Source organism: Agrobacterium sp. 22-3639C2, from assembly GCF_053522105.1.
Map to the genome: position 1 here is coordinate 1,070,596 of NZ_JBNWDB010000002.1, position 25,502 is coordinate 1,096,097.

Below are 25,502 nucleotides of genomic sequence, written 5' to 3' on the forward strand. Positions count from 1 at the left end.
CATCATTTAACGTTTGCAGAGCGGATCGGTGGACTAACAAATGCAACTTAAAGACTGCTACAATTTCCACGATTTTCGCCGAATGGCAAAACAGCGTCTTCCCGGACCGATCTTCAACTACATCGACGGTGCTGCCGACGATGAGGTGACGTACCGGAGAAATACGGCCGCCTTCGAGAATTGCGATCTCGTTCCCGACGTGTTGCGGGGCGTGGCCGATGTGGACATGTCTGTCACCGTCATGGGGCAGAAGCTGGCGATGCCGGTCTATTGTTCCCCGACGGCGCTTCAGCGTCTCTTCCACCATCAGGGGGAGCGGGCGGTTGCGGCCGCAGCCGGAAAATTCGGCACGATGTTCGGCGTTTCTTCACTCGGCACCACCAGCCTCGAGGAAGCGCGCCGGATCAGCGGCGGCCCACAGGTCTATCAGTTTTATTTCCACAAGGACCGTGGTCTCAACCGCGATATGATGGCGCGCGCCAAGACTGCGGGTGTGCAGACGATGATGCTGACGGTGGACAGCATCACGGGTGGGAACCGTGAGCGCGACAAGCGCACCGGTTTTGCCATTCCGTTCAAGCTCAATCTTTCCGGAATTGCGCAATTCGCCATCAAGCCGGCCTGGGGGATCAATTATCTGACGCATGAGCGCTTCAGCCTGCCACAGCTCGACGGCCACATCAAAATGGACGGCGGCGCGCTCTCCATCAGTCGCTATTTCACCGAAATGCTCGACCCATCCATGACGTGGGACGACGTCGCACAGATGGTGCGTGAATGGGGCGGCCCTTTTTGTCTGAAGGGTGTCATGTCCGTGGAGGACGCCAGACGCGCCGTCGATATCGGTTGCAGCGGCATCGTGCTTTCCAATCACGGCGGTCGCCAGCTCGATGGCTCGCGTAGCGCCTTCGACCAACTGGCCGAGATTGTCGACGCAGTCGGTGACCGTATCGATGTCATGATGGATGGCGGGGTTCAGCGCGGAACGCACGTCCTCAAAGCCCTGTCTCTGGGGGCGAAGGCCGTCGGGCTTGGCCGCTATTACCTTTTCCCGCTTGCCGCCGCCGGACAGCCGGGTGTCGAGCGGGCGCTTGAGCTGATGCGCATCGAAATCGAGCGCGGCATGAAGCTGATGGGCTGCACCACCGTCGACCAACTGACACGCCGGAACCTGCGGTTTCGTGACTAGAGCGGTGTCAGCGCGAGAAAATCGAGGCCTGTCGAGCTTATCGACAATATAGTCGGATAATCACCCGTACCGAATGACCCCTTTGAAACCACATAGCGGTTTCGGGAGGTTTTCACGCTATCGGCGCTGCGCTGTGGTGACCTTGGCAAGACCGATCGAATATGATTATGGTTGCATTATGCAACCATAATGGATTTTGGCATGTCCGAAAGACCCGTTCCCGTAAACGATATCCGCTCCACCTCGCGTCGGCTCGTGCGCGAACTCGGCTTCATGGTTGGAGACTTTGCCGGCACCGATCTGCCGCCCTCCGCCGTGCACGCCCTGATCGAGATCGAGGCATGCCCACGCATTACCGCACGCGATCTGGGAAAGATGCTTCGGCTTGAAAAGTCGAGCATCAGCCGCATGCTTCGCAAACTGGTTCTTTCGGGCGATGTTCTGGAAGAAACGGACGAAGAGGATAGTCGTATCAAGCGGTTGCGCCTCGCCGGGCGAGGACAGAAGCGGGTCGAAGCCATCCACACCTTTGCCAACCGACAGGTATCAAACGCACTGTCGCGGCTCGCGCCTGCGGATGGCCAAAAAATCCTTGACGGGCTTCGCCTTTATGCCGACGCGCTGGGAGACCGGGCCGACGCCGCGGCTCCCCCGATCGAAATCGTCAGGGGCTACAGGCCCGGCCTTATTGCCCGTATCACGCAAATGCATGCGCTTTATTATGCCCGGACATCAGGCTTCGGCCAGCGCTTCGAATCCGTTGTTGCCGAAGGTCTCGCCTCCTTTTGCAACCGGCTCGAAAGCCCGCAAAATGCGATCTGGGTCGCAATGCGTGGAGACGATGTAATCGGCTCCGTCGCAATCGACGGTGAAGATCTGGGACCGGGAACCGCGCATCTGCGCTGGTTCATCGTCGATGATGGCGTGCGTGGCGGCGGCGGCGGGCGAAGGCTGTTGGCAACCGCCCTTGCGTTCACGGACGAAAAAGCGTTCGCCGAAACCCATCTGTGGACTTTCAACGGACTTTTGGCGGCACGGCATCTTTACGAGGCCCAGGGTTTTACCTGTGTAGAGGAACGTCCCGGCAGCCAGTGGGGAAGCGAGGTTCTGGAACAGCGCTTCGTCAGGCCGCTTCCTGTGGTTGGCGGCGCTGAACGTGAAGCGAACTAAACCCCGTGGCGGCCGATCAAGCCGCCTTGAGAGCCCCCCGATGAGCAAGTGCGCCTGAACCCAGCTCGAACTGGCCGAGCAACCGGTTCAGCGCATCGACCTCGCCTGCAAGATTGTGGCTTGCGGCGGTCATTTCTTCCACCATCGCGGCATTTTTCTGCGTGTCCTGATCCATCTGGTTCACGGCGGTATTGATCTGCTGAAGGCCGGACGACTGCTCTTGCGCGGATTCGACGATCGCGGCGACGTGCTGGTTGATCTCCTGCACTTCGGCGACAATCGCGTCGAGTGCCTTGCCGGTGTCGCCGACAAGATGCACGCCCTCTTCGACCTGCTGGTTCGATTTTGTGATGAGCGACTTGATTTCCTTCGCCGCGCCGGCAGAACGCTGCGCAAGTTCGCGCACCTCCTGCGCCACCACGGCAAAACCCTTGCCCGCCTCGCCGGCTCGCGCCGCTTCCACGCCGGCATTGAGTGCCAGCAAGTTCGTCTGGAAGGCAATCTCGTCGATCACACCGATGATACTGGAAATCTCGTTCGAGGATTTTTCGATCCGCTCCATCGCGATCACGGCCTGACGCACGACTTCGCCCGATCGTTCCGCACCGATGCGCGTGCGGGAAACCAGACGGCCCGCCTCATGCGCACGGTTTGCGGCATCTTTCACGGTTATTGTGATCTCTTCAAGAGCTGCGGCGGTTTCCTCCACGGCAGCAGCCTGCTGTTCCGTCCGCCTTGCCAGATCATCGGAGGCTGCCTTGATTTCATTAGCGCCGGCATCAATACCGGCGGCATTATCTGATACCCGCAGAAGCGCGTTCTGCAACTTCCCGGCAGAACCGTTAAAATCGTTGCGCACGGCATCGAACCGCTCGACAAAGGGATCGTTGATACGACAGGACACGTCGCCATCTGCGAGCCTGGCCAACGCCTGAGCCAGACTGTCAACTGCGAAACGGATGCCGCTCGCCTCATCGGCCGCCTTGTGTTCGCGGGCCACCCGCTCCTGTTCGCCAAGAGTTCGGTTGGCTTCCGCTTCCTGCTCCAGCAAGGCTTTTTCACGATTGTTTTCGCGCAAAACGTCAAGCGAGCGGGCAAGATCGCCGATCTCGTCCCTGGTCTCGATATCCTTCAATGTCAGCTGGAGATTTCCCCGAGCGATCTGGGCGGTCTCATCGATGACATTCGTGATGCGGTTGATGAACCGCCGTGCAATAAACCAGCCGGCCAACGCCAGCAGCACCGCCGCCGTTACGATCGTCAGGACGGCGTCACGCATCATTGCATGCAGCTGCGCAAAGACCGTGTCTTCCGGAACCGAGACGATTGCGTACCATTTCATGTCGCCGGTGAGCATGACCGGCAAGGCGACGGCAAGGGAAACCGTGCCGTCCTGTGCCGTCATTTCCAGCTCTTTTCCGGGATTGGCGATCAGTTTATCCCAGCCTGCGGTTTGTGCGCCGCCATCTGCGAGGTTCTTACCCATTATCGTCGCATCGGGATGGCTGATGATCTTGCCGCCGCCACTCACAAGGCTCATGAAGCCCGTTCCCATCGGCCGGACGGCTGACAACGCCTTGTTCGTTTCCTCCAGCGACAGATCGAGGCCAGCGACGCCCAGAGTTTTACCGTCGACGATGACAGGTTTGGCGACCGAGGTAATCAGAACCTCCTTGCCATCGATTGCGTAAGAATAGGGTTCGATGACGACTGTTTTCTTCAATGTGAAGGGCAACTGATAATAATCGCCTGGACCCGCGGTGGTATAATCCGTCAATGCGGTGTTGCTTATTTTGCCTCCGCTCCGCACCCAATAGGGTACATAACGACCAGTCGCATCATATCCCTCCTTGTTGACGAAGTCCGCATCCTTGCCATCGAAGGCATTGGGCTCCCATCCGGTCCAGAGACCAAGCAAATCGGGATTGTTCGCCAGCATGTGCCGGATAAGCTGATCGGCCTTGCTCCGATCGGCATCGCCCGACTGCTTCATCGATTCCAGAACCGAGCCGAGGCTATTGACGATGTGAATCATGCCGCCGATATTTTTCTCGGTCGTCAGGGCTTCGGCTTGCGCGATCTGCTGCATACGCTCCATACTGTTGGCCCTCGTATCCTCAAAGGACCGATAAAACAGCACGGCCGAAGCCGCGATCGTTGCAACGACGCCGCACGCGGCGACTGCGAAGATATTACGGCCCGTTGTCGATTTAAACAGCATGTCACATCCCCACAAAAAATCCCGGCCGCGACGGCTGAGGTCGCTGCGCGCAAGCCCAAAATGTCAGCAACCAGGCCAGACGATAATATTAGAAAACTATGCTTAAAAATTACTTTAATTCATATTTTTAGCGCAATTAAGAAAACAGAAATAAATTATAAAACCGTAATATTACAGTACAAACAAAATATTACGCGATATCCGAACCTTCCGAAACGCCAGCATATATTGCAAGCTACGAGCAAGCTCATGCGGCACGCATCATTGCGTGCCGCTGATCAGGAAAACCGGGGGCCTTTAGTCCTGCAAACGCAGATCACTCCAGAAGCCGCGCAACTGGTCGGTCAATTGTGTATAGAGGCCGTAGCGCCGCCTATAATGCGGGAGTTGCCCCGCATCCGGCCGGTAGGCACTGGCCACGCGGGTCATCGCTGCGACCGCCGCTTCATAGCCGGGATAGAGACCGACCGCCACGGCCGCGCCGATGGCCGCACCAAGCGCGCCGGTCTCGCGGGCCTCCGCGACACGCAGCGGGATTTCAAGAACGTCCGCCATGATCTGCGGCCAATGCTGGCTGCGGGAACCGCCGCCGGACATGACGGCACTGTCGATCGGCAGCCCCGCTTCCCTGAGAACGCCGATATGGCGGCGGTGTTCGAAACACACACCCTCGAACAGGGCTCTCAGCATGTGGCCTTCGCCATGCCATCCCGCCAGACCATAAAACCCGCCCCGAAGTTCCGCGCCCAGTCGCGAGCCGAAGATGAACGGGTGGAAGAACGGATCGTCGGCGCGTTGCGAAACGGAACCGACCAGATCGTTGCAGCGCTCGAAGGCATGGTCACCATGGTCACCGCGAACACGGTGCACGTACCATTCAAGATTGGCCGCAGAGGTGGCGCTGGACTCGATATTGACATAGCGGCCACGTCCAAAGGTCGTGACCATGAAGACATCGGGGCTGATGACCGGTTTATCCGCGAAAACCTGATTAATGCTCCAGGTGCCGGCGATGATAGAAGCCTCCCCGGCGTTGATGACGCCCGACCCCATGGCGCTGGAGACGACATCGAAAAAACCGCCGATAACGGGTGTGCCCTCGGAAAGCCCCGTCAGAGCCGAAGCCTCAGCTGTCACATAGCCGACGATATCCGCCGATTCTACGAGGCGCGGAAAAAAGGCGACGGCATCCTCAAGCCCGTAGAGCGACAGGAGTTCCCGGTCGAGCTTCGCTTCGGGGAAGGCAAGCAACCCCGCACCACTGAGATCGGAAATATCATTGGCAAGACAACCGGTCAGGCGGAAGTTCAGGAAATCCTTGCAGAACAGCACCGTTCCAATCTGGGCATATGTATCGGGCGCATGCCTTTTCACCCAGGCCAGCAGGCTGGGCGTTTGCGCGGGCCAAGGCCGTTGCAGACAACGGTTCTGTAGTTGCGCGCCGCTTTTCCGGTCAAGCTCTACCGCCACATCGGCGGCTCGGCTGTCAAGCGACTGGATACCGATCAGGGGCTGCTGATCCTTGTCCAGCAGGTAGAGACCGTTGCCGTGGCCGGCGCAACCGACGGCGAGGATGCTCCGGGGATCGACGGACGATTTTGCCAGAAGCTGGCGAATCGCCTCGCATCCGTTGCGCCACAACTCCTCCAGATCGCGCTCGACGTAACCGGGCTGCGGAAATGTCGAATGGCCGTCGATGGCGTGTTGCGCGACCTGCCGGCCGGCCGTGTCGAACAGCACCGCCTTGATAACCGTGTTGCCGACATCCAGACCCAATATATGATTTTTATCAGCCACGATTATAGATGTCCCATGCTTCTTCGCTGCCCGCACCCTGATGGATGATAGCCATCAAGGCCGCAACGACGGCCTTGGGGTTGTCATGCTGGTAGATATTGCGTCCATAGACCATCCCGTTCGCACCTTCGGCCACCAGTGCCGCTGATTTCGCCAGCACGTTGCGCAAGTCCTCACGCCCCCCGCCCCGCACCAGAACCGGGCACCGCGCTGCCTCGATGACCTTGTGAAAATCCAGCGGATTGCTGGTGGGATCGGCCTTGATGATATCGGCTCCCATTTCCGAGGCAAGACGCACCAGGGTGACGATCTTTTCAGCATCGCCATCCACCTGGTAACCGCCGCGCACATCATTGGGCAACATCACCAGCGGTTCGATCATCAGCGGCATGCCGTAACGATGGCAATCGGCGCGCACGCGGCTGATATTCTCGACGCATTGGCGAAACAGTTCCGGCTCGTCCGGCAACATGAACAGGTTCACGACGACGCAGGCGGCGTCCATCTCCAGCGCGCCGATGATCGGATCGTGATAGTTCTGGAGCTGCGACCACATGGTTCTGTGGCGCGTTGAATTATAGGGGTTGCCCATGTCGATGCGCATGACGAGCGCCGGCTTGTCGCGCTGCGGCCTTTGCTGCAATAGGTCCGCCTGTCCGTAGGTCATCTGGATGGCATCGGGAGCTGCTTCCACCAGCCTGTCGACAGTTTGAGCCATATCCTCCAGCCCGACGAGGAAGCTCGGCTCGTTGCAAACCCCATGGTCAATGGCAACGTCCAAGCATCCACCATTGCGGAACAGCCGGTTCATGCGCGCCTTTTTCGAAATCCGCATCATCATGCATTCTCCTTGCATCTGTGTTTAAGCATTGCCGTCGTGACCCCGTAAAAGGTCTCCAATTCATCAACGAGCCGCTGCCGTTCGTCCGCCGCCTGCTGTGGCGCCCATCCCAGCTCGCGCGCTGCGACGCCAAGGATCGCATCGATCAGATCGGCATTGATGACGCCGGTAATGGCAATCGTCGTGCGGCGCAGGATGAGATCCGTCAGATGGCGGACATGTTCGCAGCGGATCAGCCAGACCACCTCTGCCGCCGTGATCGGCGGTTTTTCGCAAAGCGGACTGTCATCCGGGCGGCCCCGACAAAAACCCATCAACTCGAAGGCACGTGAACCGTAGGCCGATGCCAGATACTCGGCCCGGTCCCGGTCGATCGAAAATTCCTCCGACAGCAGGGCCGGCAGGCGCCCGGCACCGCTGGGGAAGTTCCTGCCGCCGCCGATCGGGCGGTTCATTGTGCCAGTCAGCCGCTTGCGTCCGAGAAAGGCCAGAGCCTCGTCGGTCACCTGTTCGCCAAAGGCTCTGAACGTCGTCCACTTGCCGCCGATCATGCAGAGCTGTGGCGGATCGCCCTTCACGCGGTGGATGAAATGGCTGCGGGATATTCTTCCGGTAAAAGCGGCGTCGCTGCGCGGCAGCGGGCGTATGCCGCTGAAACTGTAGACGATGTCGGAATGGTCGATGGAAATATGCGGAAAGACCTGACGGACCGCATCGAGAATATAATCACGCTCTTCCGGTTCGCATCGCACCCGTTCGGGACGATCCACCTTGATATCCGTCGAACCAGCGAGAACCCGGCCAAGATAGGGAAAGAGGATACAGACACGGTTGTCGGCATTCTCGAAAAAAATCATATGGCCGTTCAAGGCCTTAAAGAGCGCCTCGTTGGCGAGGATCAGATGCGATCCCTTGGTGCCGGAAACGGTCGGTTTCGCCCTCCCCGCAGCCTGTGTGGTCGTTAGCGCTCCAATCGTCTCATCGATCCAGGCGCCCGTCGCATTGACGATGATGCGTGGCCGGACGGGCAAGGTTTCGTCCGTGCCCTCCACCTTAAGACCATAATCACCGCCAGCGCGGACAAACTCGGCATAGTTCAGCGCAATGCTTTGCGGCGCATCGGCCCGGGTGTCGATCAGAAGCTCCAGCGCAAGCCGTTCGGGCTGGCTGATCCACGCATCGTAATAGGTGGCCGAATATCTGATGCCTGGCGTCAGGCCCGGCCAGCGTTGCAACGTCTTGCGTGCGTTGCGGAAGGTGTGTCGGGGAAGGATGCGATTTTTGCGGGTGACGAAGTCATAGAGCATGAGGCCTGCCTTGATGGCCAGTGCCCCCCGGCTGGCAGGTTTTCCGCCGGAACCCACAAAGGTCGCAGCCGCGTTGAACAAGCCGCTGAAGGTTGAAAAGATCGGGATCGTCGTCGGCAGCGGATGAACCATATGCGGTGCCAGCGTCAGAAGCGCATCACGCTCCCGCAGCGATTCCGCCACAAGGCCGAATTCACCATTTTCGAGATACCGCAGGCCACCGTGGATCATGCGCGAGGGTGCGGCACTGCAACCGGACGAGAAGTCGTTGCGCTCTACCAGAAGCACCCGCAGTCCCTGTAAAGCGAGATCGCGATAGGCGGCGATACCATTGATACCGCCACCGATGACGACGGCGTCGAAATCACCGTCTTGCCGGATGCGGCGTAGAGCGTCCTCGCGAAAACTGGGCATAGGAATACCGTTCGCTGGCTAACAACCAGCGTCCCAATGTTGTTAAACGTTTAAAGCGACGAGAGAGAGGGGTAGCGAAAATTATGCGCTATTCGCCTGAAGCCCCGTCTCAGCTACATGATTTACGCATCGAGCCCCACGAGATGCTCGGCAACGCCAGCGCTGATGAGAGCAAGTTCATTTTCCGCGAGGCGCAGGCGGGCCGCAGCAGCGTTTTCAACCGCCTGAGCCGGATCGCGCGCCCCGCACAGCGAGAATGTTATGCCGGGCTGGGCAATCGTCCAGGCAATCACGACCTGCGCAATCGACGCCCCATGCGCTTCGGCCACCGGCTCCAGACCCCGCATCAGCCGCGCGATCTTCTCGCGGTTTGCCTGGCTGAAACGCGGATTGCCCTTGCGCTGATCATCCCCTGCAAAAACCCGTTCAGGTCCGACCTTGCCCGAGAGGAGACCGAGCGCCAGCGACGAGTAGCTCAGGACCGAAACAGCACTCGTGCGGCAAAGCGGCAGAAGTGTCGTCTCGATGTCCCGCCGCACCATTGAATATTCTTCCTGGATGGCATCCAGCGCGCCGGTGGCGATATAGGCTACCAAATCCTCCGGCGAGACGTTGCTCGCGCCGATCGAACGGATCTTGCCTTCGTCCTTCAGGCGCACAAGCGTTTCCACCGTCTCGGCAATCGGCGTCGTCGCATCCTGCCAGTGGGTGACATAGTGGTCGATATAGTCGGTTCCGAGCCGCTTCAGGCTCTCTTCGACCTCATGCCGGATCGAAGCGGCGCCGAGATAACGGTGAACTGGCTTGCCATCCTGGTGGAAGAAATAGGCGCCCTCGTTCACATGCCAGACCAGCCCGCATTTGGTGACCAGCACCACCTTGTCGCGCCGGCCGGCAATCGCCTTGCCGACGATGGTTTCCGCAAGACCCATGCCATAGGCTGGCGCGGTATCTATCAGGGAAATGCCGGCGTCAATGGAGGCCTGGATAGCGGCGACGGATTGCCGCTCATCGGTGCCGCCCCACATCCAGCCACCGATGGCCCAGGTGCCCAGCCCCACGGCTGATGCGCTGATACCGCTGCCGCCAATCGTCCGGGTCAATATTGAATTGTCCGTCACGAAGTTTCCCCCTCTTCCTGATCCAGTAAATAGCCGGCGATCGCCTCGTCCACGACGAGCGAGGTCAGATAGCGGCCGGCAAGCGTGGCTGCCACCGGTCCGGCCTTGATGGCCCCGGCCGCCACGCCGATGATGTTCGGGCACCGGGCAAGCTGCCCGGGGTCCAGCGCCACCACGCGCGAGTTGAGATCGATCCGCGCCAGCTGCCCATCCGCCATGGTGAGATGGGCAAGGAATTCCCCGGCAATGCCCGCATCCACCAGCGCCTGCCCGCCACGGGCCACATCCGGCAGCAGATCGTAATAACCGGAACCGGGCGCCTCCACGGAACCGATGCCAACCAGTGCCACCTGCGCCTGTCGCGCTAAGTCGAACACTTCGCGGATCGAAGCGACATTCATCAGGAGATCACGCTGTTCCTCATCCTCGGCAAATAGCGGCGCATGAATGAGCGACGCGCTGCCTCCGAGCTTTTCCGCCAGTTGCGTGGCCAGATGATTGACATCCGTATAATGCTTGCCCTGCACACCCCCGGTCAGCGGCACTACCCGCACATCGAAACGGCGCTCCACCTCCAGATTATCGACGACGGCGCTCACCGCCTTGCCGCCGGTAATCGCAATCACGTCGCCGTCGCGGATAGTCTCCAGCAAGTGGTTGGCGGCCACGCGTCCGACCATCTGCAGCGCGGTTTCCGGATTGTCGGACACCGTCGGTGTCACCACCGACTGTCTGAGGCCGAAGCGGCGTGTGATCTCGTTTTCGAGGTCCACCAGCCTCTGATAGGGACTGGCGATAGTGATCTTTACCATGCCTGCCTTGCGGCCCGCCGCTATCATACGGTTCACCTTGGTGTGGGAAAGATTGAGCCGCTCGGCAATTTCCGACTGCTTCACGCCCTCGATGAAATGCAGCACCAGGACGGAGTACATCTGCCTCTGTTGATCGAAATCGTCCTTGGTATCCAGCATGATCGTATATCTCCAATTACCACAGGCGCTCAGCGGCGACGCTTGACAAGATAGTGGTCGAACAGGACCGCCGTCAGCAATATGCTTCCCCTGATGATGTCCTGCCAGTAGACAGACACATTGAGCAAGGCAAGCGAACTGGAAACGACCGACAGAAGGATCGCCCCGAGGATTGCGCCGAGAATGGTGCCAGAGCCGCCCGAAAGGCTGGCGCCGCCGATGACCGCGGCTGCAATCACGTTAAGTTCCATGCCGACTCCGAAGCTCGGCTGTGCTGACCCGAAGCGGGCCATGTAGATCACGCCTGCAACACCGCACAGCATCGAACAAAGCGTGGTGGTGGCAAACACCACCCGGCCGACGCGGATGCCGGAATAAGCCGCCGCTTTCGGATTGCTGCCGGTATAGAACACCTTACGGAATGCCGTCGTGCGCCGCAGCAAGAGATCGAAGCAGACGACCACCACCGCGAATATGATCAGCACCAGCGGAATGCCGCCAAGCGCGCCCTGGCCGATGAATTTGAATTCCGGCGGCAGCGAGTAGAGACCAAGCGGCCGGCCGCCCGTTGCGAGCAGGCAGACGCCGCGCGCAATCACCATGACGCCGAGCGATACGATGAAGTGATGCAGGCCGATGACCGTTGTCAGAAATCCCATGGCCATGCCGACCAATGTGGTGAGGCAGATTGCCAGCCCGGCCGCGACCCAGGGATCGACACCGTTGAGGAATAGCCAGCCAGCCGCAACCATCGCAAGCGCCGTGACGGAACCGACGGATAGATCAATGCCGCCCGAGATTAACAGGATCGTCATGCCGACCACGACGATGCTTTCGATGGCGAAAACCATCGCCATGGCCCGCAGATTGTCGACCGTCAGGAAATACGGGGATATGAAAGACATCACCGCGAAAAGGGCGAGGATGATGACGATAAGTCCGGTTTCCCGTGCCTTGAGCGCCGGTTCCCACCAGCCTGTGCGGCGAACCGCCACTTCTGCAATGCCCGAAGGTGTTTCCGATGTTGCCATTTTCCCGCTCCCTCAGGCCCCTGCCGGGCTCTCTGCAATATTGATCGATGCAAGCTGCATGATCTTTTCTTCCGTCATGTCCTCACCCTCAACCTCGCCAGCAATGCGCCCCTCGCGCACGACCAGCACGCGGTCGCTGACACCGATGAGTTCCGGCAATTCGGAGGATATGACGACCACGCCCACACCCTCGCGTGCCAATTCCCGGATCTGGCGGTGGATTTCGGCCTTTGCGCCCACATCCACCCCGCGTGTCGGCTCGTCGAGAAAGACGACCTGTGGCTCCACCGACAGCATCTTTGCCAGTGCCACCTTCTGCTGGTTGCCGCCGCTCAAGGTAGAGACAGCGTCACCGACGCTGTTTGCCCGCAATTTCAGCCGGCGTCCCAACTCGTCGGCGCGCTTCATTTCCTTGCGCCGTTCGATAAAGCCCATGCCGTTCGATATCCTGCCGACATCGAGCGCCGAGACATTCGCGGCAATGGACATGTTGAGAAACAGCCCCTCGCCCTTGCGGTCTTCCGACAGATAGACCAGCCCCTCCCGAATGCTGTCGCGATAGTCATTGAGCCTCAGCGGCCGGCCGCGCAACGTGACCTCGCCTTTTGGTTTTCCCTCCAGCCGGCAGACCGCACGGACAATTTCGCTTCGCCCTGCGCCGATCAGGCCGGCGAGCCCGAGGATTTCGCCCCGGCGCAGATCGAAATCGACATCGAAAACGCGCTTTCCCTCGTTCAGTCCCCGAACAGAGAGAATGACGTCACTCGATTTCTCTTCTTCTGCAAGTTTCGGTGGGTAGAGCTTGTCGAGCACCCGTCCCACCATGCTGTTGACGACTTCCTCCGGGGAAATCTCCGAGATATTCCCCGTCCTGATGTGGCAACCGTCGCGCATCACCGTGATGCGGTCGCAATGCTCGAAAATCTCCGCCATCCGGTGCGAGATATAGATGATCGCAATTCCGCGTTCCGCCAGCCGGTGCATGATCCGGAAAAGGGTCTGGGCCTCGGTTTCGGTCAAAGCCGCCGTCGGCTCATCAAGGATCAGGATACGGCAGTCCAGCGTCAGCGCCTTGGCAATCTCGACGATCTGCTGTTGCGAAATCGACAGATCACCGGCGCGGCTGGCGGGATCGATATCGCCGATTTCCTTGAGGATGGTTGCCGCCCGCTTGCCAAGATCGCGATAATTCATGAACCAGGATTTGCTTTGGCCGGTCTCCGACATGAACATGTTTTCGGCAACCGAAATTTCCGGGCAAAGCGCAATCTCCTGATGCACGAAACCGATACCGAGCCGGTTCGCCGCATTGGGCGAGGATATTTTGACCGGTTTGCCGTCCAGCAGGATTTCGCCGCCATCGGGCTGCAAAATGCCATCGATAATATGCATCAGCGTCGATTTACCGGCGCCGTTTTCACCCGCGAGCGCATGGATTTCTCCCCGGCGCAGCTCAAAGGCAGCACTGCGTAACGCCCGCACGGGCCCGAACGCCTTGTGAATATTCGTCATGTTGAGGATGACCTCGCCCATAACGCCCCTCCCGAACGTGGCTCCCCTTTGCCGGCGAGGCGTAAACCTCGCCGGTTTCAGGGCGGCGCGTCAGCGCCCCTTCATATAGTCATTGAGATCAAAGGAAGCGGCGTTCGCCTTGGTAATCACGGCGAAACCATTGTCCATCGAAGGAACCTGCATCGGGTTGAAGCCCGATACCTTGTAGTCGTTGAAGGGGTCGATCAGATCCGAATGGGCACCCAGAAAGGTGTTCATGAAACCCATGAAGCCCTGAACGCCCTGATTGGGATTGATGGACATGTAGATGTTGCCCTGCTTGATGTGCTCCAGCGTCGCCGGGGTAATATCCGCATGCAGGATCAGGACCTTCTTCTTGGCCTCGAGAACAGCGGTCGTTGCGCCTTCAGCCGAGCCGGCTTCAGGAATCCACAATGCGCCGAGATTGGGGTTGGCCTGCAACAGGGCACCCACCGCCTGATAGGCGACGTTTGCATCCTGGTTGGTCGCCTGGCGGCCGACGAGCTTCATTTCTGGATAGGTGCGCCCCATGTAATCGATCAGTGCGGTGACGCGCAGATCATGGTTGCTTTGGCCCGGATTTTCGAGAACGGCATATTCGCCCTTCTTGCCCAGCTTCTTGACGATCTCGTCAGCCGCAAATTTCGCCTCGGCAACATTGTCCGAGGTGATATAGGCGGTGCGTTTCGACTTCGGCGAATCCGCCGCAAAAGTCGTCACCGAGACACCGGAGTCGATCGCTTTGTTGATCGGTTCGATAAAGGGATCGGCCTGCATCGGATGCAGCAATATACCCTTCGGCTTTTTCACCAGTTCCTGCTCGAAGGACGCGATCTGCTTGGTGATGTCGTATTCGGGCGTGCCGGTGAAAACGGCCTCGCAGCCCAAGGCCTTCGCGGCCTGCTTGAAACCTTCAAACACCGGCACCCAATAGGGGTGGCTGGAAACCATGACGTTCATCACATAGGTCTCGCCCGGCTCACAGGCGAATTTGCCCGCAGCAGCGGCTTGAGAGCCGGCGCCTGCGGAAATCGCCACGGCTAAAATACCCGCGGCAACGGTCGATTTCAGAAAAGCCAACATATTCCCCTCCCAAGGACAATGACCAATCCGCAATAAATTTTAAGTCGCGTAATTTATTGCACGACGTTTGAGATATCGGGAAACCGGGCAAGCGTCAATCCGGTTTGAATTTTATTTTTTTGAGTGAAATTTATTGCGGAGCGCATGGATAGTTTGGAGGCTGCCTACAGGATAGCCCGTCGCTCGAGCGAACTCCGCGGATCGAATAGGCAGTCAATCAGCTTGCCTATACCAATCAGCTGGCGGCAGTCGGATGTCTTAAGACCAAGGGATGGCTAGGCGCGATGTACTCAGGACGCCAAATGGCGGGTAGCGCGTAAACGCTTCGGTTCATCACGCCCTCCTCTATGTCCATGCCGCATGGAAGGCCTCAAAGTCCTGCTGCCGATCCTCTTTGCCCTAGTTGGAGTGGTATTTATGACGGTGTCGCAGCGTGTTCCTGTGATGGGACCGTTGACGCATACTCCATAGGGGACAGGTTCGATTGACACTGAGGCCACTATGCAAAAAGGCCCTGCGATTTCTCGCAAGGCCTTGATATTTAAGAATTCGGATGGTGGGCGTGACAGGGATTGAACCTGTGACCCCTACGATGTCAACGTAGTGCTCTCCCGCTGAGCTACACGCCCTCCGTGGCGGCGGATAGACCACAAAACCGGTTCATGCGTCAACTGCTTTTTTTCGGTTTTGTGAAGGTTTTTTGAGACCCCTTACGCCACAAGGAGTTTGTTGACCTCATCCACCAGATCGCGAAGATGGAACGGCTTGGAAAGCACCTTGGCATCCTTTGGAGCCTTCGAATCGGCGTTCAGCGCGACGGCCGCAAAGCCGGTGATGAACATGACTTTCAGGTCGGGGTCGAGTTCAGTCGCGCGCCGGGCCAACTCGATGCCATCCATTTCGGGCATGACGATATCTGTCAGCAACAGCGAGAAAGGCTCTTCGCGAAGCCGGTCGTAAGCGCTTGCGCCATTGTCGAAGGAAGAAACCTTGTAACCGGCTTTTTCCAGCGCCTTGACGAGAAAGCGGCGCATATCGTTATCGTCTTCAGCGAGAAGAATTTTCTGATTCATCATAAGTGACCGTAACTGCTCAATGTTTGAGATACCCTAGCCCGATTATAGGATTTTCACGGTAAATATCATGTGAACACAAGAATCGGTATAGCGCTGCATGGTCGATAGTATGGACTTGCCGCACCGTAACTGGCAACATGAACATCCTGATAGTTTACGACATGGTAAATGGCACTGAATGGACTGGATAACGGGTGAATACGAGCTGTTCGAAGTAACGGAACCTGCCGTTCAAACCCTGCCATTCGTCTATAATTCACCCCATAGCGGTCGCTGTTACCCCATCTCCTTTCTGGAATCGGCACGGCTTGATTCGCACGAGATCCGGCGCTCGGAAGATCATTTCGTTGACGAGCTGTTCGCCGCTGCGCCCGACATCGGTGCGCCGCTGCTGAAAGCCAATTTTCCCCGCGCGTATCTCGACGTCAATCGCGAGCCCTACGAGCTTGATCCACGCATGTTCGAAGGCACTCTGCCTCCCTATGCCAATATCGGCTCCATGCGGGTCGCCGGCGGCCTGGGAACGGTACCCCGTATCGTCGCCGAGAATATGGACATCTATGCCCACCGCCTGCCGGTGGACGAGGCGCTGTCACGCATCGAGACGATTTACAAACCCTACCACGCCTGCCTGCGCCGGCTGCTGTCACGCACCCATGCCAATTTCGGCATGGCGGTACTGATCGATTGCCATTCGATGCCGGGCAATATCCGCGTTGCCGGCTCGAACCTGCGGCCGGATGTCATTATAGGCGATCGCTACGGCACCAGTGCTTCCCAAGAGGTCTCCCGCGCCGCCCTGCATTTTCTTGAAGAACTGGGTTTTGTTGCGGTCTGCAACAAGCCCTATGCCGGCGGCTTCATCACGGAACATTACGGGCGACCGATCCGCTCTCTTCACGCGCTCCAGATCGAGGTCAATCGGGCGCTGTACGTCGATGAAAAAACGCTTTCGAAGAAAGCAGATTTTCCCGCCATTCAGGCATCGCTTGAAATCTTCATGCGCCAGCTCGGCGCTTTTGTTTCGGAATACGCGATCGAAACCTCGCTCGCCGCCGAATAACACATCAAATTCCAGGATATTTCAGATCCCTGTTCCAGACCGCCTGGCCACGCGCGGGCAAAAAAAACCGCGCCTTGGCGCGGTCAAGTCTAGGGAGGAAACACCCAAGGAGGGTATTTACAGTCAAAGACTGCAGGGTCACGCTACGCACTATATGCACAATTGTCAATCATTTTATTTTATGCACTTTTTTTAGGCTTATGCTGAAAATTTGGAATCGGCCTTGCCTGCATCCGTACGTGTGGACGGCGGGTGCAATTCCGGTCTATGCATTTCGCCATACAATTCAGGCCCAATAATTCAGGCAATGAGGTTTCGCATGCTGCCCGACCGGGATTTCTTCTTCAAACTTGCCGAAGCCGCCAGCGCTGAAACGCTTCCCCGCTTCCGCACAGGCATTGCCGTCACCAACAAGGAGGACGGCGGCTATGACCCGGTGACGGAAGGCGATCAGGCAGCAGAAAGCGCCATTCGCGCCCTCATCGAGGCACGTTTCCCGCAACACGGCATTCTTGGTGAAGAACACGGCAATGTCGGTCTCGATCGCGAACATATCTGGGTTATCGATCCAATTGACGGCACACGCGCCTTCATTTCCGGCGTGCCGGTCTGGGGCACGTTGATCGGCTTCCAGTCGGCCGGCCGCGCTTCGATGGGCATCATGGACCAGCCCTTCACGAAAGAGCGTTATTTCGCCGACGGCGAGGCCGCATGGTATTTCGGGCCGGATGGTGAACGCAAGATCCGCACGCGCGAATGCGCTTCGCTGTCGGATGCTGTGCTGTTCACCACGACACCCCATATCTTCACGGCGGAAGAAAAGCCCCTTTACGACAAGGTGCAGGATCAGGTTCGCCTTTTCCGTTATGGCGTGGATTGTTACGCCTATTGCCTGCTTGCCGCCGGCCATGTCGATCTGGTGATCGAATCGGGCCTGAAGCCCTATGATGTCGGCGCCCTCATTCCAGTGATTGAACAGGCGGGTGGCATCATCACCACCTGGGATGGGGGTCGTCCGGAAAATGGCGGCCGCATTCTGGCAGCCGGTTCCAAAGCCGTGCACGAACAGGCGCTCGCCATTCTTTCAAAACTGTAGATGGTACGACTGACGGGGATGGCGCAAACCGCGCCATCCCCGTCATCGCCGCGTCATTCCGGCGCGAAAAAGGCGTCAATGGCCGCCAGCGCCTGTTTGCGGAAAACGTCGCGCTCATGCAGCAATTCATGGCGCGCGCCGGTTATGGGAAGAAGCTGCGCCGCGCGGAAGTTGCGCGAGAGTTCCTCCTGCGCCTTATAAGGCGTGATCGTATCCAGCATCGGCGCAAGAATGAGGGTGGGAATGGTTATGTCCGTCAGATGGTCCTGACGGGTCACCCAACCCATTGTTTTCAGCGCTTCATAAACCCATCGCGCTGTCGGTGCGCCGATGAAGAGTTCCGGAAATTGCCGATGCAGCGCAAGATTTCTGGCAAAACGTCTGGCGTCAGAGGTCAGCGGGTTGCCATCGAAATCCCGTTCGCGCTGATCCCTGCCGAGTTGAAGCTTTCCAAGACCCAACAGGCTTAAAGCGGTCGCGACCAGCCGGATGACTGACGACGGAACGGATTGCTGGCTGTCCAGCTCGATAAAGGGCGAACAAAGCGCCAGACGGTCGATCCTGTTCGACAGGCCGGGTGCTGCGGCCAGTGCTGCAAGTGCGCCGGTTGAATGCGCGATCATGAAGAATGGCAGCCGGGTATCCGGCAGCACCACCTGTTCGAGAAACAAACTTATATCGCGCTTGTAGTCGGAAAAACGTCGTACATGCCCGGCGCCTGGCTTCTTCAGCAGCCGTTCGGAACCGCCCTGCCCGCGCGTATCGAAGGTCGCGACCCAGAATCCCATGGCCGTCAGATCGCTGACGGTCTCGAAATATTTCTCGATACATTCGTTGCGACCATGCAGCAGAACCACGGTTCCGCGCGCAATGTGTCGGCTGGCGCGGAAGATCGCGTATCGAAGCTGTTTGCCGCCGTGGCCGGTGAAATAACCGACGGTATGGTTGCCGGGAACCGGGTTGTCTTCGCTCTCGCGCAATGTGGCTTCGATCATCGGTCTTTTCCGGCTTCTCTGCCTTTTCGGGATAGGTCGGCGGCGGCGGAAGGTCAAAGAAAAAATTGCCGGAACCGTCGGTTAAAGCAGTCGCGGTTCCGGCGAATAGGACAGAAGAAGAAGGGACGTTATTGCTTCTGCCACGGAGCATGTCTCCGATGACGGATATTTATGGCTCTCAAACTGAACGATCCTGGAACCGGATGTTCAGCGATGGTTCATCTTGTTGTCGCCCTTTCCGCTTTAATGCGCCCCCTTGACGGAGCGCCAAGCCATTCCCATCTCATTCATGCGGCCGCCAGAACGGGGCCGCGCCATATGTCCGGCCGTCGCCAGAACGGGACGCCGGATCAACCGCAAACAGTCGCTTCATAAGGAGGACACCATGCGTCACGTCGATTTTTCCCCCCTCTATCGCTCCACCGTCGGTTTCGACCGTCTTTTTTCGATGCTCGACGGCCTCGGCCAGCCCGAACAGGCCCAGTCCTATCCGCCCTATAACATCGAGCGGACGGGTGAAAACGCCTATCGTATAACCATGGCGGTTGCCGGTTTCGATGAAACGGAACTCAGCATAGAATCCCGTGCCAATACGCTGACGGTGAAAGCCGAGAAGGCTGCAGATGAGAAGTCGTCTGAAGGCGAGTTCCTGTATCGCGGCATTGCCACGCGCGCTTTCGAACGCCGCTTCCAGATGGCCGATCATGTCGAAGTCCAGACCGCTTCCCTGAAGAATGGCCTGCTTCACATCGATCTCGTCCGCAATATTCCGGAAGCCATGAAACCGCGCCGTATCGCGATCTCCTCCGACAGCGCAGATGCGCCGAAGACGATCGAGGCACAGATCACGCCGGCCCAGGTCAACTAAGCCGATCCGGATATCAAACGAACGGCCCCGTTAAGGGGCCGTTTTTGTTTGCCGAAAATTCAGCCCTCAGCGGGTGGATACTGCCGCGCCTTCCGCAGCGACAGTTTCCGTTATCGCTGCTTTTTCATGGGCCTTGCGGGCATAACGCTGGGCCAGCACTGCGCAGACCATCAGCTGAATCTGATGGAAGAGCATGATTGGCAATACGATTGCGCCGATGCTCTGGCCGGCGAAGATCGCTCCTGCCATGGGCACGCCGCTGGCAAGGCTCTTCTTCGACCCGCAGAAGGTGATGGTGATTTCATCCGCCTTGTCGAAACCGAGCGCCCGGCTGCCGAACATCGTCACGCAGAGAACAAGCGCCAGAAGAACGATATTGATGCCGATGACAACGCCGATATCGCGCACGGAAAACGTCTGCCATATGCCTTCGATAACTGCTTCGGAGAAGGCAAGATAGACCACCATCAGGATGGAACCGCGATCGACCGGCGACAGTAATTTCTTGCGTGCCCTGATCCAGTCACCGATCCAAGGCTGCAGCACCTGGCCGGCGATGAAGGGCAAGAGCAGTTGCAGGAAGATTTGCAGGAACGCATCCAGCGAAAATCCACCACCATGGCCACCGACCGTGAACAGCAGCCCGACCAGCAGCGGTGTCAGCACCATGCCGAAAATATTCGAGGCGGAGGCTGAACAGATCGCGGCAGGCACGTTTCCGCCTGCCATGGATGTGAAGGCGATGGACGATTGCACCGTCGACGGCAGGACGCAGAGAAACAGCACACCCATATAAAGCGGTGCCGGCAGAATGCTCTCGGGAATGAAACCGATCGCCACGCCCAGCAATGGGAAAAGGCCGAAGGTGACGAGAAGGATCGCCATGTGCAGGCGCCAGTGCAAGATACCCGCAATCACCACATCCCGCGACAGCCGCGCGCCGTGGAGAAAAAACAGCAATGCGATTGCCAGTTTCGTGGCAAGCCCGAAATACACCGCTGGCTGTCCGCTGATCGGCAAAAGGGAAGCCAGGATCACGGTGGCCACCAGCATCATGGTGAAACGGTCAGGCAGGAAGCGGGTCATGGGAGGTCTTTCCGACATCGGTTTTGCTTGAAATATCCCATACTATCGCTCATCATGAATTCGGATGCAAAGACTAACAGTTATCACGATATGAGATAAATGCTGAACCTTCAACATCTTGCCAGCTTCGTGATGCTTCAGCAAACCGGCAGCTTCACGCTGGCTGCCGAGCGGCTGGGTATCGGCCAATCCACCGTCAGCCAGCATATTCAGCGGCTTGAGGCGGCACTTGGCCGTCGGTTGATTGCGCGCAGCACCCATCAGGTGAAGCTGACGGGCGAAGGCGAGGCGCTGCTCGGTTATGCCCGCAATATGCTGGAGATCGACAGCAGGGTTTCATCGCTGTTCAGCGAAAACCGCCTGCGCGGGCGCTTAAGGCTCGGCGTTTCCGAGGATTTCGTCGCCAGCCGGCTCACTGCCATTCTGGAAGAATTCATCCGCCTGTATCCCTTGGTCGATCTGGAGCTGACGGTGTCGCTGAGCGGCGTGCTTTACCAGATGCAGGATAATGGCGAGTTGGACGTCGTGCTCGCGAAACGTCGACTCGGTGATAAGCTCGGCCACTTCCTGTACCGCGAACCTCTGGTATGGCTCGCGCGTGACCCGGAGCGAATGCTGAGCCAACCGGACGCCCTGCCGTTGATCGCCTTTCCGCCGCCAAGCATTACTCGAAAGGCGGCACAGGAAGCGCTGGATCGGGCAGGTCTCGCGTGGCGGATCGTCTGCACCTGTGGCAGCCTTAGCGGACTGACCGCTGCCGCAAGGGCGGGCATGGGGATCCTCGTGCAACCGCGCAGCATGGCGCCAGCCGGCCTCAGGGAGATTGCGGCTGATGTGCTGCCGGCGCTCGAAGACGTGGAATTCGTGCTTCAGCCAAGTAAGGGCGCGGACACAAAACTGGTGCGCGCCCTTTCCGATCTGGTATCCAGCAAGAGCATCGCACCGGGCAGTTTTGCGTAAAAAAGACGCTTGCTTGCGTCAATCTTCCCGTTTCGAGAGGCAGCGGCCAACACTATCACGCCACCCCGCGATGGCGCTCTTACGCTCAGTCTCATCCATATCTGGCAGAAAACGGCGATCCCGTTTCCAATGGGCGGCAAAGGCCTCCCGGTCCGGCCAGATGCCGGCGCGCGATGCTGCGAGCCATGCCGCACCGAGAATGGTGGTTTCCAGGAATACCGGCCGGTCGACCGGTGCAGCGAGAATGTCCGCCAGCCGCTGCATGGTCCAATCCGAGGCAACCATGCCGCCATCGACCCGGAGCACCGTCTTGCCATTGTCGCCCGCCCAGTCGTTGCGCATGGCATCCAGAAGATCGAAAGTCTGATAGGCGACACTTTCGAGAGCCGCACGGGCAAACTCCGCAGGGCCGGTGCCACGCGTCAGGCCGAAAATCGCGCCCCGCGCTTCGGCATCCCAATAGGGCGCGCCAAGGCCGGTGAAGGCCGGCACGAGGTAAACCCGCTGCTTGGGATCAGCCTTTTCGGCAAGGGCGCTGACTTCAGACGCGACCGATATGAAACCGAGCTCGTCACGCAGCCATTGCACGGCGGCGCCGGCAATGAAGATCGAGCCTTCGAGCGCATAGGTCGTCACGCCATCGAGACGGTAGGCAATGGTCGTCAGCAACCGGTTTGTCGAGGCGACCCGGTCGGTGCCGGTATTGAGAAGCGCAAAGCAGCCGGTGCCATAGGTCGATTTCATCATGCCGGGTTCGAAGCAGGCGTTACCGATAACGGCAGCCTGCTGATCACCGGCGACGCCGAGGATCGGAATTTCCGCACCCAGAAGCGCCTTGTCCGTTACGCCGAAATCGGCAGCGCAATCAAGCACCTCCGGCAGCATGGCGCGGGGAATGTCGAGGATGGACAGCAATTCGTCATCCCAGGCATTGTCCTCGATATTGTAGATCAGCGTGCGCGAGGCATTGGTGGCGTCGGTCACATGGCGGCGACCGCCGGTGAGGCGATAGATCAGGAAACTGTCGACCGTGCCGAAGCAGATTTCGCCCTTCACGGCTTTTTCGCGAAGGCCGCTGACGCTGTCGAGAAGCCATTTCAGCTTCGTGCCGGAAAAGTAGGGGTCGAGCAGCAGACCGGTCTTTTTCGAAAAGAGCGGCTCCAGCCCCCTTCGTTTCAAATCCTCGCAAATTGGTGCAGCACGGCGATCCTGCCAGACAACGGCCCGATGCACGGCCTCACCCGTATTACGGTCCCACAGCACGGTCGTTTCGCGCTGATTGGTGATACCGATCGCCTCGATATCGGAAGCGGAGATACCGGCATCGGCAAGCGCCAGCCGGATTGTTTCAAGCACGCTTTTCCAAATATCCTCGGCATCGTGTTCGACCCAGCCGGAGGCCGGGAAATGCTGCGGAAATTCTCGCTGGCCGACACCGATGACCCGCATGTCGCGATCAAAGACCATCGACCTTGTCGATGTCGTCCCCTGATCGATCGCCAGAATATAACCGCCCATTATGTCACTCCCTTTCAAACGCAATGACGGGGCGGCAAAGCCGCCCCGGTTTAAGATTTCACGCAGACATTACTTCTGCCAGCTTTTGACCAGCTCGTCGTAATTGACGGTGACCGGCTTTTCCTTTTCGTTGGCAATCTTCAGCTGCGGTGCCAGATTGCCCTTCGAAACGGCGTCCTTGTTCCAGTAGTCGATATCGTGTTCTTCCGCCAGTTTTGGGCCGATATCGCCCTGCACACCGGCGCGCTCGATACGGGCCATGACTTTTTCCTGCTCGGCGCAGAGCGAGTCCATTGCGGCTTGAGCGGTTTTGGCACCCGAAGATGCATCGCCAATTGCCTGCCACCAGAGCTGTGCCAGCTTCGGATAGTCAGGCACGTTGGTGCCGGTTGGCGACCATTGCACGCGAGCGGGCGAGCGATAGAACTCGATCAGACCACCAAGCTTGGCGGCCCGGTCCGTGAAGCTCTTGTGATGGATGGTGGTATCGCGAATGAAGGTTAGACCAACATGGCTCTTCTTCACATCCACGGTCTTGGAAGTTACGAACTGCGCGTAAAGCCATGCGGCCTTGGCGCGATCGTCAGGGGTGGATTTCATCAGCGTCCACGAACCCACGTCCTGATAACCGAGCTTCATGCCGTCCTTCCAGTAGACGCCATGCGGGGAAGGTGCGACGCGCCATTTCGGCGAACCGTCCTCGTTCACGACAGGCAGGCCGGGCTTGGCCATATCGGCAGTGAAGGCTGTGTACCAGAAGATCTGCTGGGCAATGTTACCCTGCGCCGGCACCGGACCGGATTCGGAGAAGGTCATGCCCTGCGCTTCTGGCGGCGCAAATTTCTTCAGCCATTCGAGATATTTTTCGATGGAATAGACCGACGCCGGACCGTTGGTATCGCCGCCGCGTGCCACGCACGAGCCGACCGGCTGCGACTTGTCGTTGACCTTGATGCCCCATTCATCGACAGGCAGGCCGTTTGGCAGGCCCTTGTCGCCGTTGCCGGCCATGGAAAGCCAGGCATCGGTGAAGCGCCAGCCAAGCGACGGGTCCTTCTTGCCATAGTCCATATGGCCGAAGACCTTCTTGCCGCCGACATCACGGCCGGTGAAGAATTCGGCAATATCCTCATAGGCCGACCAGTTTACGGGCACACCAAGGTCGTAGCCGTATTTGGCCTTGAAATCGGCCTTGTTCTTGTCGTCGTTGAACCAGTCGTAGCGGAACCAGTACAGGTTCGCGAATTGCTGGTCGGGAAGCTGGTAGAGCTTCTTGTCCGGTGCCGTCGTAAAGGCGCTGCCGATGAAATCCTTGAGATCCAGGCCGGGATTGGTGACGTCCTTGCCCTCATTTGCCATGAAATCCGTGAGGTTGCGCACCTGCTGGTAACGCCAATGCGTGCCGATGAGGTCGCTGTCATTCACCCAGCCGTCATAGAGGTTCTGGCCGGTCTGCATCTGGGTCTGAATCTTTTCGACGACGTCACCTTCCTGGATGATGTCGTGCGTGACCTTGATGCCGGTAATAGCGGTAAACGCCGGTGCCAGGACCTTCGATTCATATTCATGTGTTGTCAGGGATTCGGAAACGACCTTGATGTCCATGCCAGCAAAAGGTTTCGCGGCATCGATAAACCATTGCAGTTCCTTTTCCTGATCTGCACGCGAAAGCGACGACATATCGCCGATTTCCTTGTCCAGAAATTGCTTTGCCTCCTCCATTCCGGCGAAAGCGGAACCTGTCATTGCCAGCAGCATGGCTGCCGTCGTCGTCATCAGATGCCGTCGCATATCAGTCCTCCCAAGGGTTGCGATTGCACGAAGTCTGCCGGGTGCGGTTTTCCTCCGCCGCACCGTTCTTCCTGCTCTAGACGAAACGGAAAACGCCAATTGCGTAAACCGCCGATAGAGCGAGAGCCCACCACAGGTTCGGGCCGACCAGCCCGAGCCATGCAAGATGAATGAAAGCGCTGCCGAGCAGCGAAATGAACAACCTGTCGCCACGCGTTGTCTCGAAGCGCAGCAGGCCGAAGCGGGGGTTGCCGCCGGGCGAGAACTGTTCCCAGAACCACATCCCAACCAGCAACACGGCGATTGCACCGAAAAACGCGGCCGTCTGCCAGGTCCATGCCATCCAGGTAAAATCGGGCATCTTCGTCATG

21 protein-coding genes and 1 tRNA gene are annotated in these 25,502 nt (G+C 58.6%); 6 read left to right on the forward strand and 16 right to left on the reverse strand.

Going from position 1 to position 25,502, the window contains the following annotated elements; genetic code table 11:
• Window positions 1–40 precede the first annotated feature (40 nt).
• Both ACQZ6D_RS12590 and ACQZ6D_RS12595 read left to right on the forward strand, forming a co-directional pair.
• The gene (locus ACQZ6D_RS12590; protein ID WP_035199743.1) at window positions 41–1,189 is read left to right on the forward strand and encodes an alpha-hydroxy acid oxidase; all 1,149 of its coding nucleotides are present in this window, start codon (window positions 41–43) and stop codon (window positions 1,187–1,189) included.
• A gap of 201 nt (window positions 1,190–1,390) precedes the next feature.
• The gene (locus ACQZ6D_RS12595) at window positions 1,391–2,359 is read left to right on the forward strand and encodes a GNAT family N-acetyltransferase (protein ID WP_448729960.1); all 969 of its coding nucleotides are present in this window, start codon (window positions 1,391–1,393) and stop codon (window positions 2,357–2,359) included.
• 16 nt (window positions 2,360–2,375) lie between these two features.
• Here ACQZ6D_RS12595 and ACQZ6D_RS12600 read toward each other — a convergent pair whose 3' ends face one another.
• The 11 genes from ACQZ6D_RS12600 to cpdR form a co-directional block, all read right to left on the reverse strand.
• Window positions 2,376–4,580: a methyl-accepting chemotaxis protein gene (locus ACQZ6D_RS12600; protein WP_019564977.1), complete on the reverse strand. Its 2,205-nt coding sequence runs from the start codon at window positions 4,578–4,580 to the stop codon at window positions 2,376–2,378.
• 297 nt (window positions 4,581–4,877) lie between these two features.
• Window positions 4,878–6,377 (reverse strand): FGGY-family carbohydrate kinase, encoded by a 1,500-nt coding sequence (locus ACQZ6D_RS12605; RefSeq protein WP_448729961.1) that lies wholly within the window; start codon window positions 6,375–6,377, stop codon window positions 4,878–4,880.
• Window positions 6,370–7,212, reverse strand: coding sequence for a class I fructose-bisphosphate aldolase (locus ACQZ6D_RS12610; protein ID WP_003511545.1), 843 nt, complete (start codon window positions 7,210–7,212; stop codon window positions 6,370–6,372). The genes ACQZ6D_RS12605 and ACQZ6D_RS12610 overlap by 8 nt, the downstream gene beginning before the upstream one ends.
• A gap of 2 nt (window positions 7,213–7,214) precedes the next feature.
• Complete coding sequence (locus ACQZ6D_RS12615) at window positions 7,215–8,939, reverse strand: FAD-dependent oxidoreductase (RefSeq protein WP_448729962.1); 1,725 nt, start codon at window positions 8,937–8,939, stop codon at window positions 7,215–7,217.
• 122 nt (window positions 8,940–9,061) lie between these two features.
• On the reverse strand, window positions 9,062–10,060 hold the full coding sequence (locus ACQZ6D_RS12620) for an aldo/keto reductase (protein ID WP_025595321.1): 999 nt from the start codon (window positions 10,058–10,060) through the stop codon (window positions 9,062–9,064).
• Window positions 10,057–11,031 carry a sugar-binding transcriptional regulator gene (locus ACQZ6D_RS12625; RefSeq protein ID WP_025595320.1) on the reverse strand — a complete coding sequence of 325 codons (975 nt, stop codon included), beginning with the start codon at window positions 11,029–11,031 and terminating at the stop codon, window positions 10,057–10,059. Before ACQZ6D_RS12625 ends, ACQZ6D_RS12620 begins: the two co-directional genes overlap by 4 nt.
• Window positions 11,032–11,060: 29 nt before the next feature.
• The gene (locus ACQZ6D_RS12630; RefSeq protein WP_003511562.1) at window positions 11,061–12,062 is read right to left on the reverse strand and encodes an ABC transporter permease; all 1,002 of its coding nucleotides are present in this window, start codon (window positions 12,060–12,062) and stop codon (window positions 11,061–11,063) included.
• A gap of 12 nt (window positions 12,063–12,074) precedes the next feature.
• Window positions 12,075–13,595, reverse strand: a complete 1,521-nt coding sequence (locus ACQZ6D_RS12635; RefSeq protein WP_448729963.1) for a sugar ABC transporter ATP-binding protein — start codon at window positions 13,593–13,595, stop codon at window positions 12,075–12,077.
• Window positions 13,596–13,664: 69 nt separating this feature from the next.
• On the reverse strand, window positions 13,665–14,678 hold the full coding sequence (locus ACQZ6D_RS12640; protein ID WP_065662405.1) for a substrate-binding domain-containing protein: 1,014 nt from the start codon (window positions 14,676–14,678) through the stop codon (window positions 13,665–13,667).
• 554 nt (window positions 14,679–15,232) lie between these two features.
• Window positions 15,233–15,307, reverse strand: a tRNA-Val gene (locus ACQZ6D_RS12645).
• A gap of 81 nt (window positions 15,308–15,388) precedes the next feature.
• Window positions 15,389–15,751, reverse strand: a complete 363-nt coding sequence (gene cpdR / locus ACQZ6D_RS12650; protein WP_003497910.1) for a cell cycle two-component system response regulator CpdR — start codon at window positions 15,749–15,751, stop codon at window positions 15,389–15,391.
• 181 nt (window positions 15,752–15,932) lie between these two features.
• Between cpdR and ACQZ6D_RS12655 the strand changes: the two genes are divergently transcribed.
• A complete protein-coding gene (locus ACQZ6D_RS12655; RefSeq protein WP_003511568.1) occupies window positions 15,933–16,817 on the forward strand; it encodes an N-formylglutamate amidohydrolase in 885 nt (294 codons plus the stop codon).
• Window positions 16,818–17,136: 319 nt separating this feature from the next.
• Window positions 17,137–17,913 (forward strand): histidinol-phosphatase, encoded by a 777-nt coding sequence (hisN, locus tag ACQZ6D_RS12660; protein ID WP_003511569.1) that lies wholly within the window; start codon window positions 17,137–17,139, stop codon window positions 17,911–17,913.
• Between the two features lie 53 nt (window positions 17,914–17,966).
• Here hisN and ACQZ6D_RS12665 read toward each other — a convergent pair whose 3' ends face one another.
• A complete protein-coding gene (locus tag ACQZ6D_RS12665) occupies window positions 17,967–18,908 on the reverse strand; it encodes an alpha/beta fold hydrolase (RefSeq protein ID WP_448729964.1) in 942 nt (313 codons plus the stop codon).
• Between the two features lie 385 nt (window positions 18,909–19,293).
• Between ACQZ6D_RS12665 and hspL the strand changes: the two genes are divergently transcribed.
• Complete coding sequence (gene hspL / locus ACQZ6D_RS12670) at window positions 19,294–19,776, forward strand: heat shock protein HspL (protein WP_019564988.1); 483 nt, start codon at window positions 19,294–19,296, stop codon at window positions 19,774–19,776.
• 66 nt (window positions 19,777–19,842) lie between these two features.
• Here the strand turns inward: hspL and ACQZ6D_RS12675 are convergent, their stop codons facing one another.
• A complete protein-coding gene (locus ACQZ6D_RS12675; RefSeq protein ID WP_025595317.1) occupies window positions 19,843–20,862 on the reverse strand; it encodes a bile acid:sodium symporter family protein in 1,020 nt (339 codons plus the stop codon).
• A gap of 99 nt (window positions 20,863–20,961) precedes the next feature.
• Here ACQZ6D_RS12675 and ACQZ6D_RS12680 point away from each other — a divergent pair, with 99 nt between their 5' ends.
• On the forward strand, window positions 20,962–21,822 hold the full coding sequence (locus tag ACQZ6D_RS12680) for a LysR substrate-binding domain-containing protein (protein WP_003511576.1): 861 nt from the start codon (window positions 20,962–20,964) through the stop codon (window positions 21,820–21,822).
• An 18-nt stretch (window positions 21,823–21,840) separates the two neighbouring features.
• Here ACQZ6D_RS12680 and glpK read toward each other — a convergent pair whose 3' ends face one another.
• The 3 genes from glpK to ACQZ6D_RS12695 form a co-directional block, all read right to left on the reverse strand.
• Window positions 21,841–23,340: a glycerol kinase GlpK gene (gene glpK / locus ACQZ6D_RS12685; protein WP_003511578.1), complete on the reverse strand. Its 1,500-nt coding sequence runs from the start codon at window positions 23,338–23,340 to the stop codon at window positions 21,841–21,843.
• 69 nt (window positions 23,341–23,409) lie between these two features.
• Window positions 23,410–25,131, reverse strand: a complete 1,722-nt coding sequence (locus ACQZ6D_RS12690; RefSeq protein ID WP_003511579.1) for an ABC transporter substrate-binding protein — start codon at window positions 25,129–25,131, stop codon at window positions 23,410–23,412.
• 76 nt (window positions 25,132–25,207) lie between these two features.
• Window positions 25,208–25,501, reverse strand: coding sequence for a DUF2160 domain-containing protein (locus tag ACQZ6D_RS12695; protein ID WP_111788916.1), 294 nt, complete (start codon window positions 25,499–25,501; stop codon window positions 25,208–25,210).
• Window position 25,502: the final 1 nt, after the last annotated feature.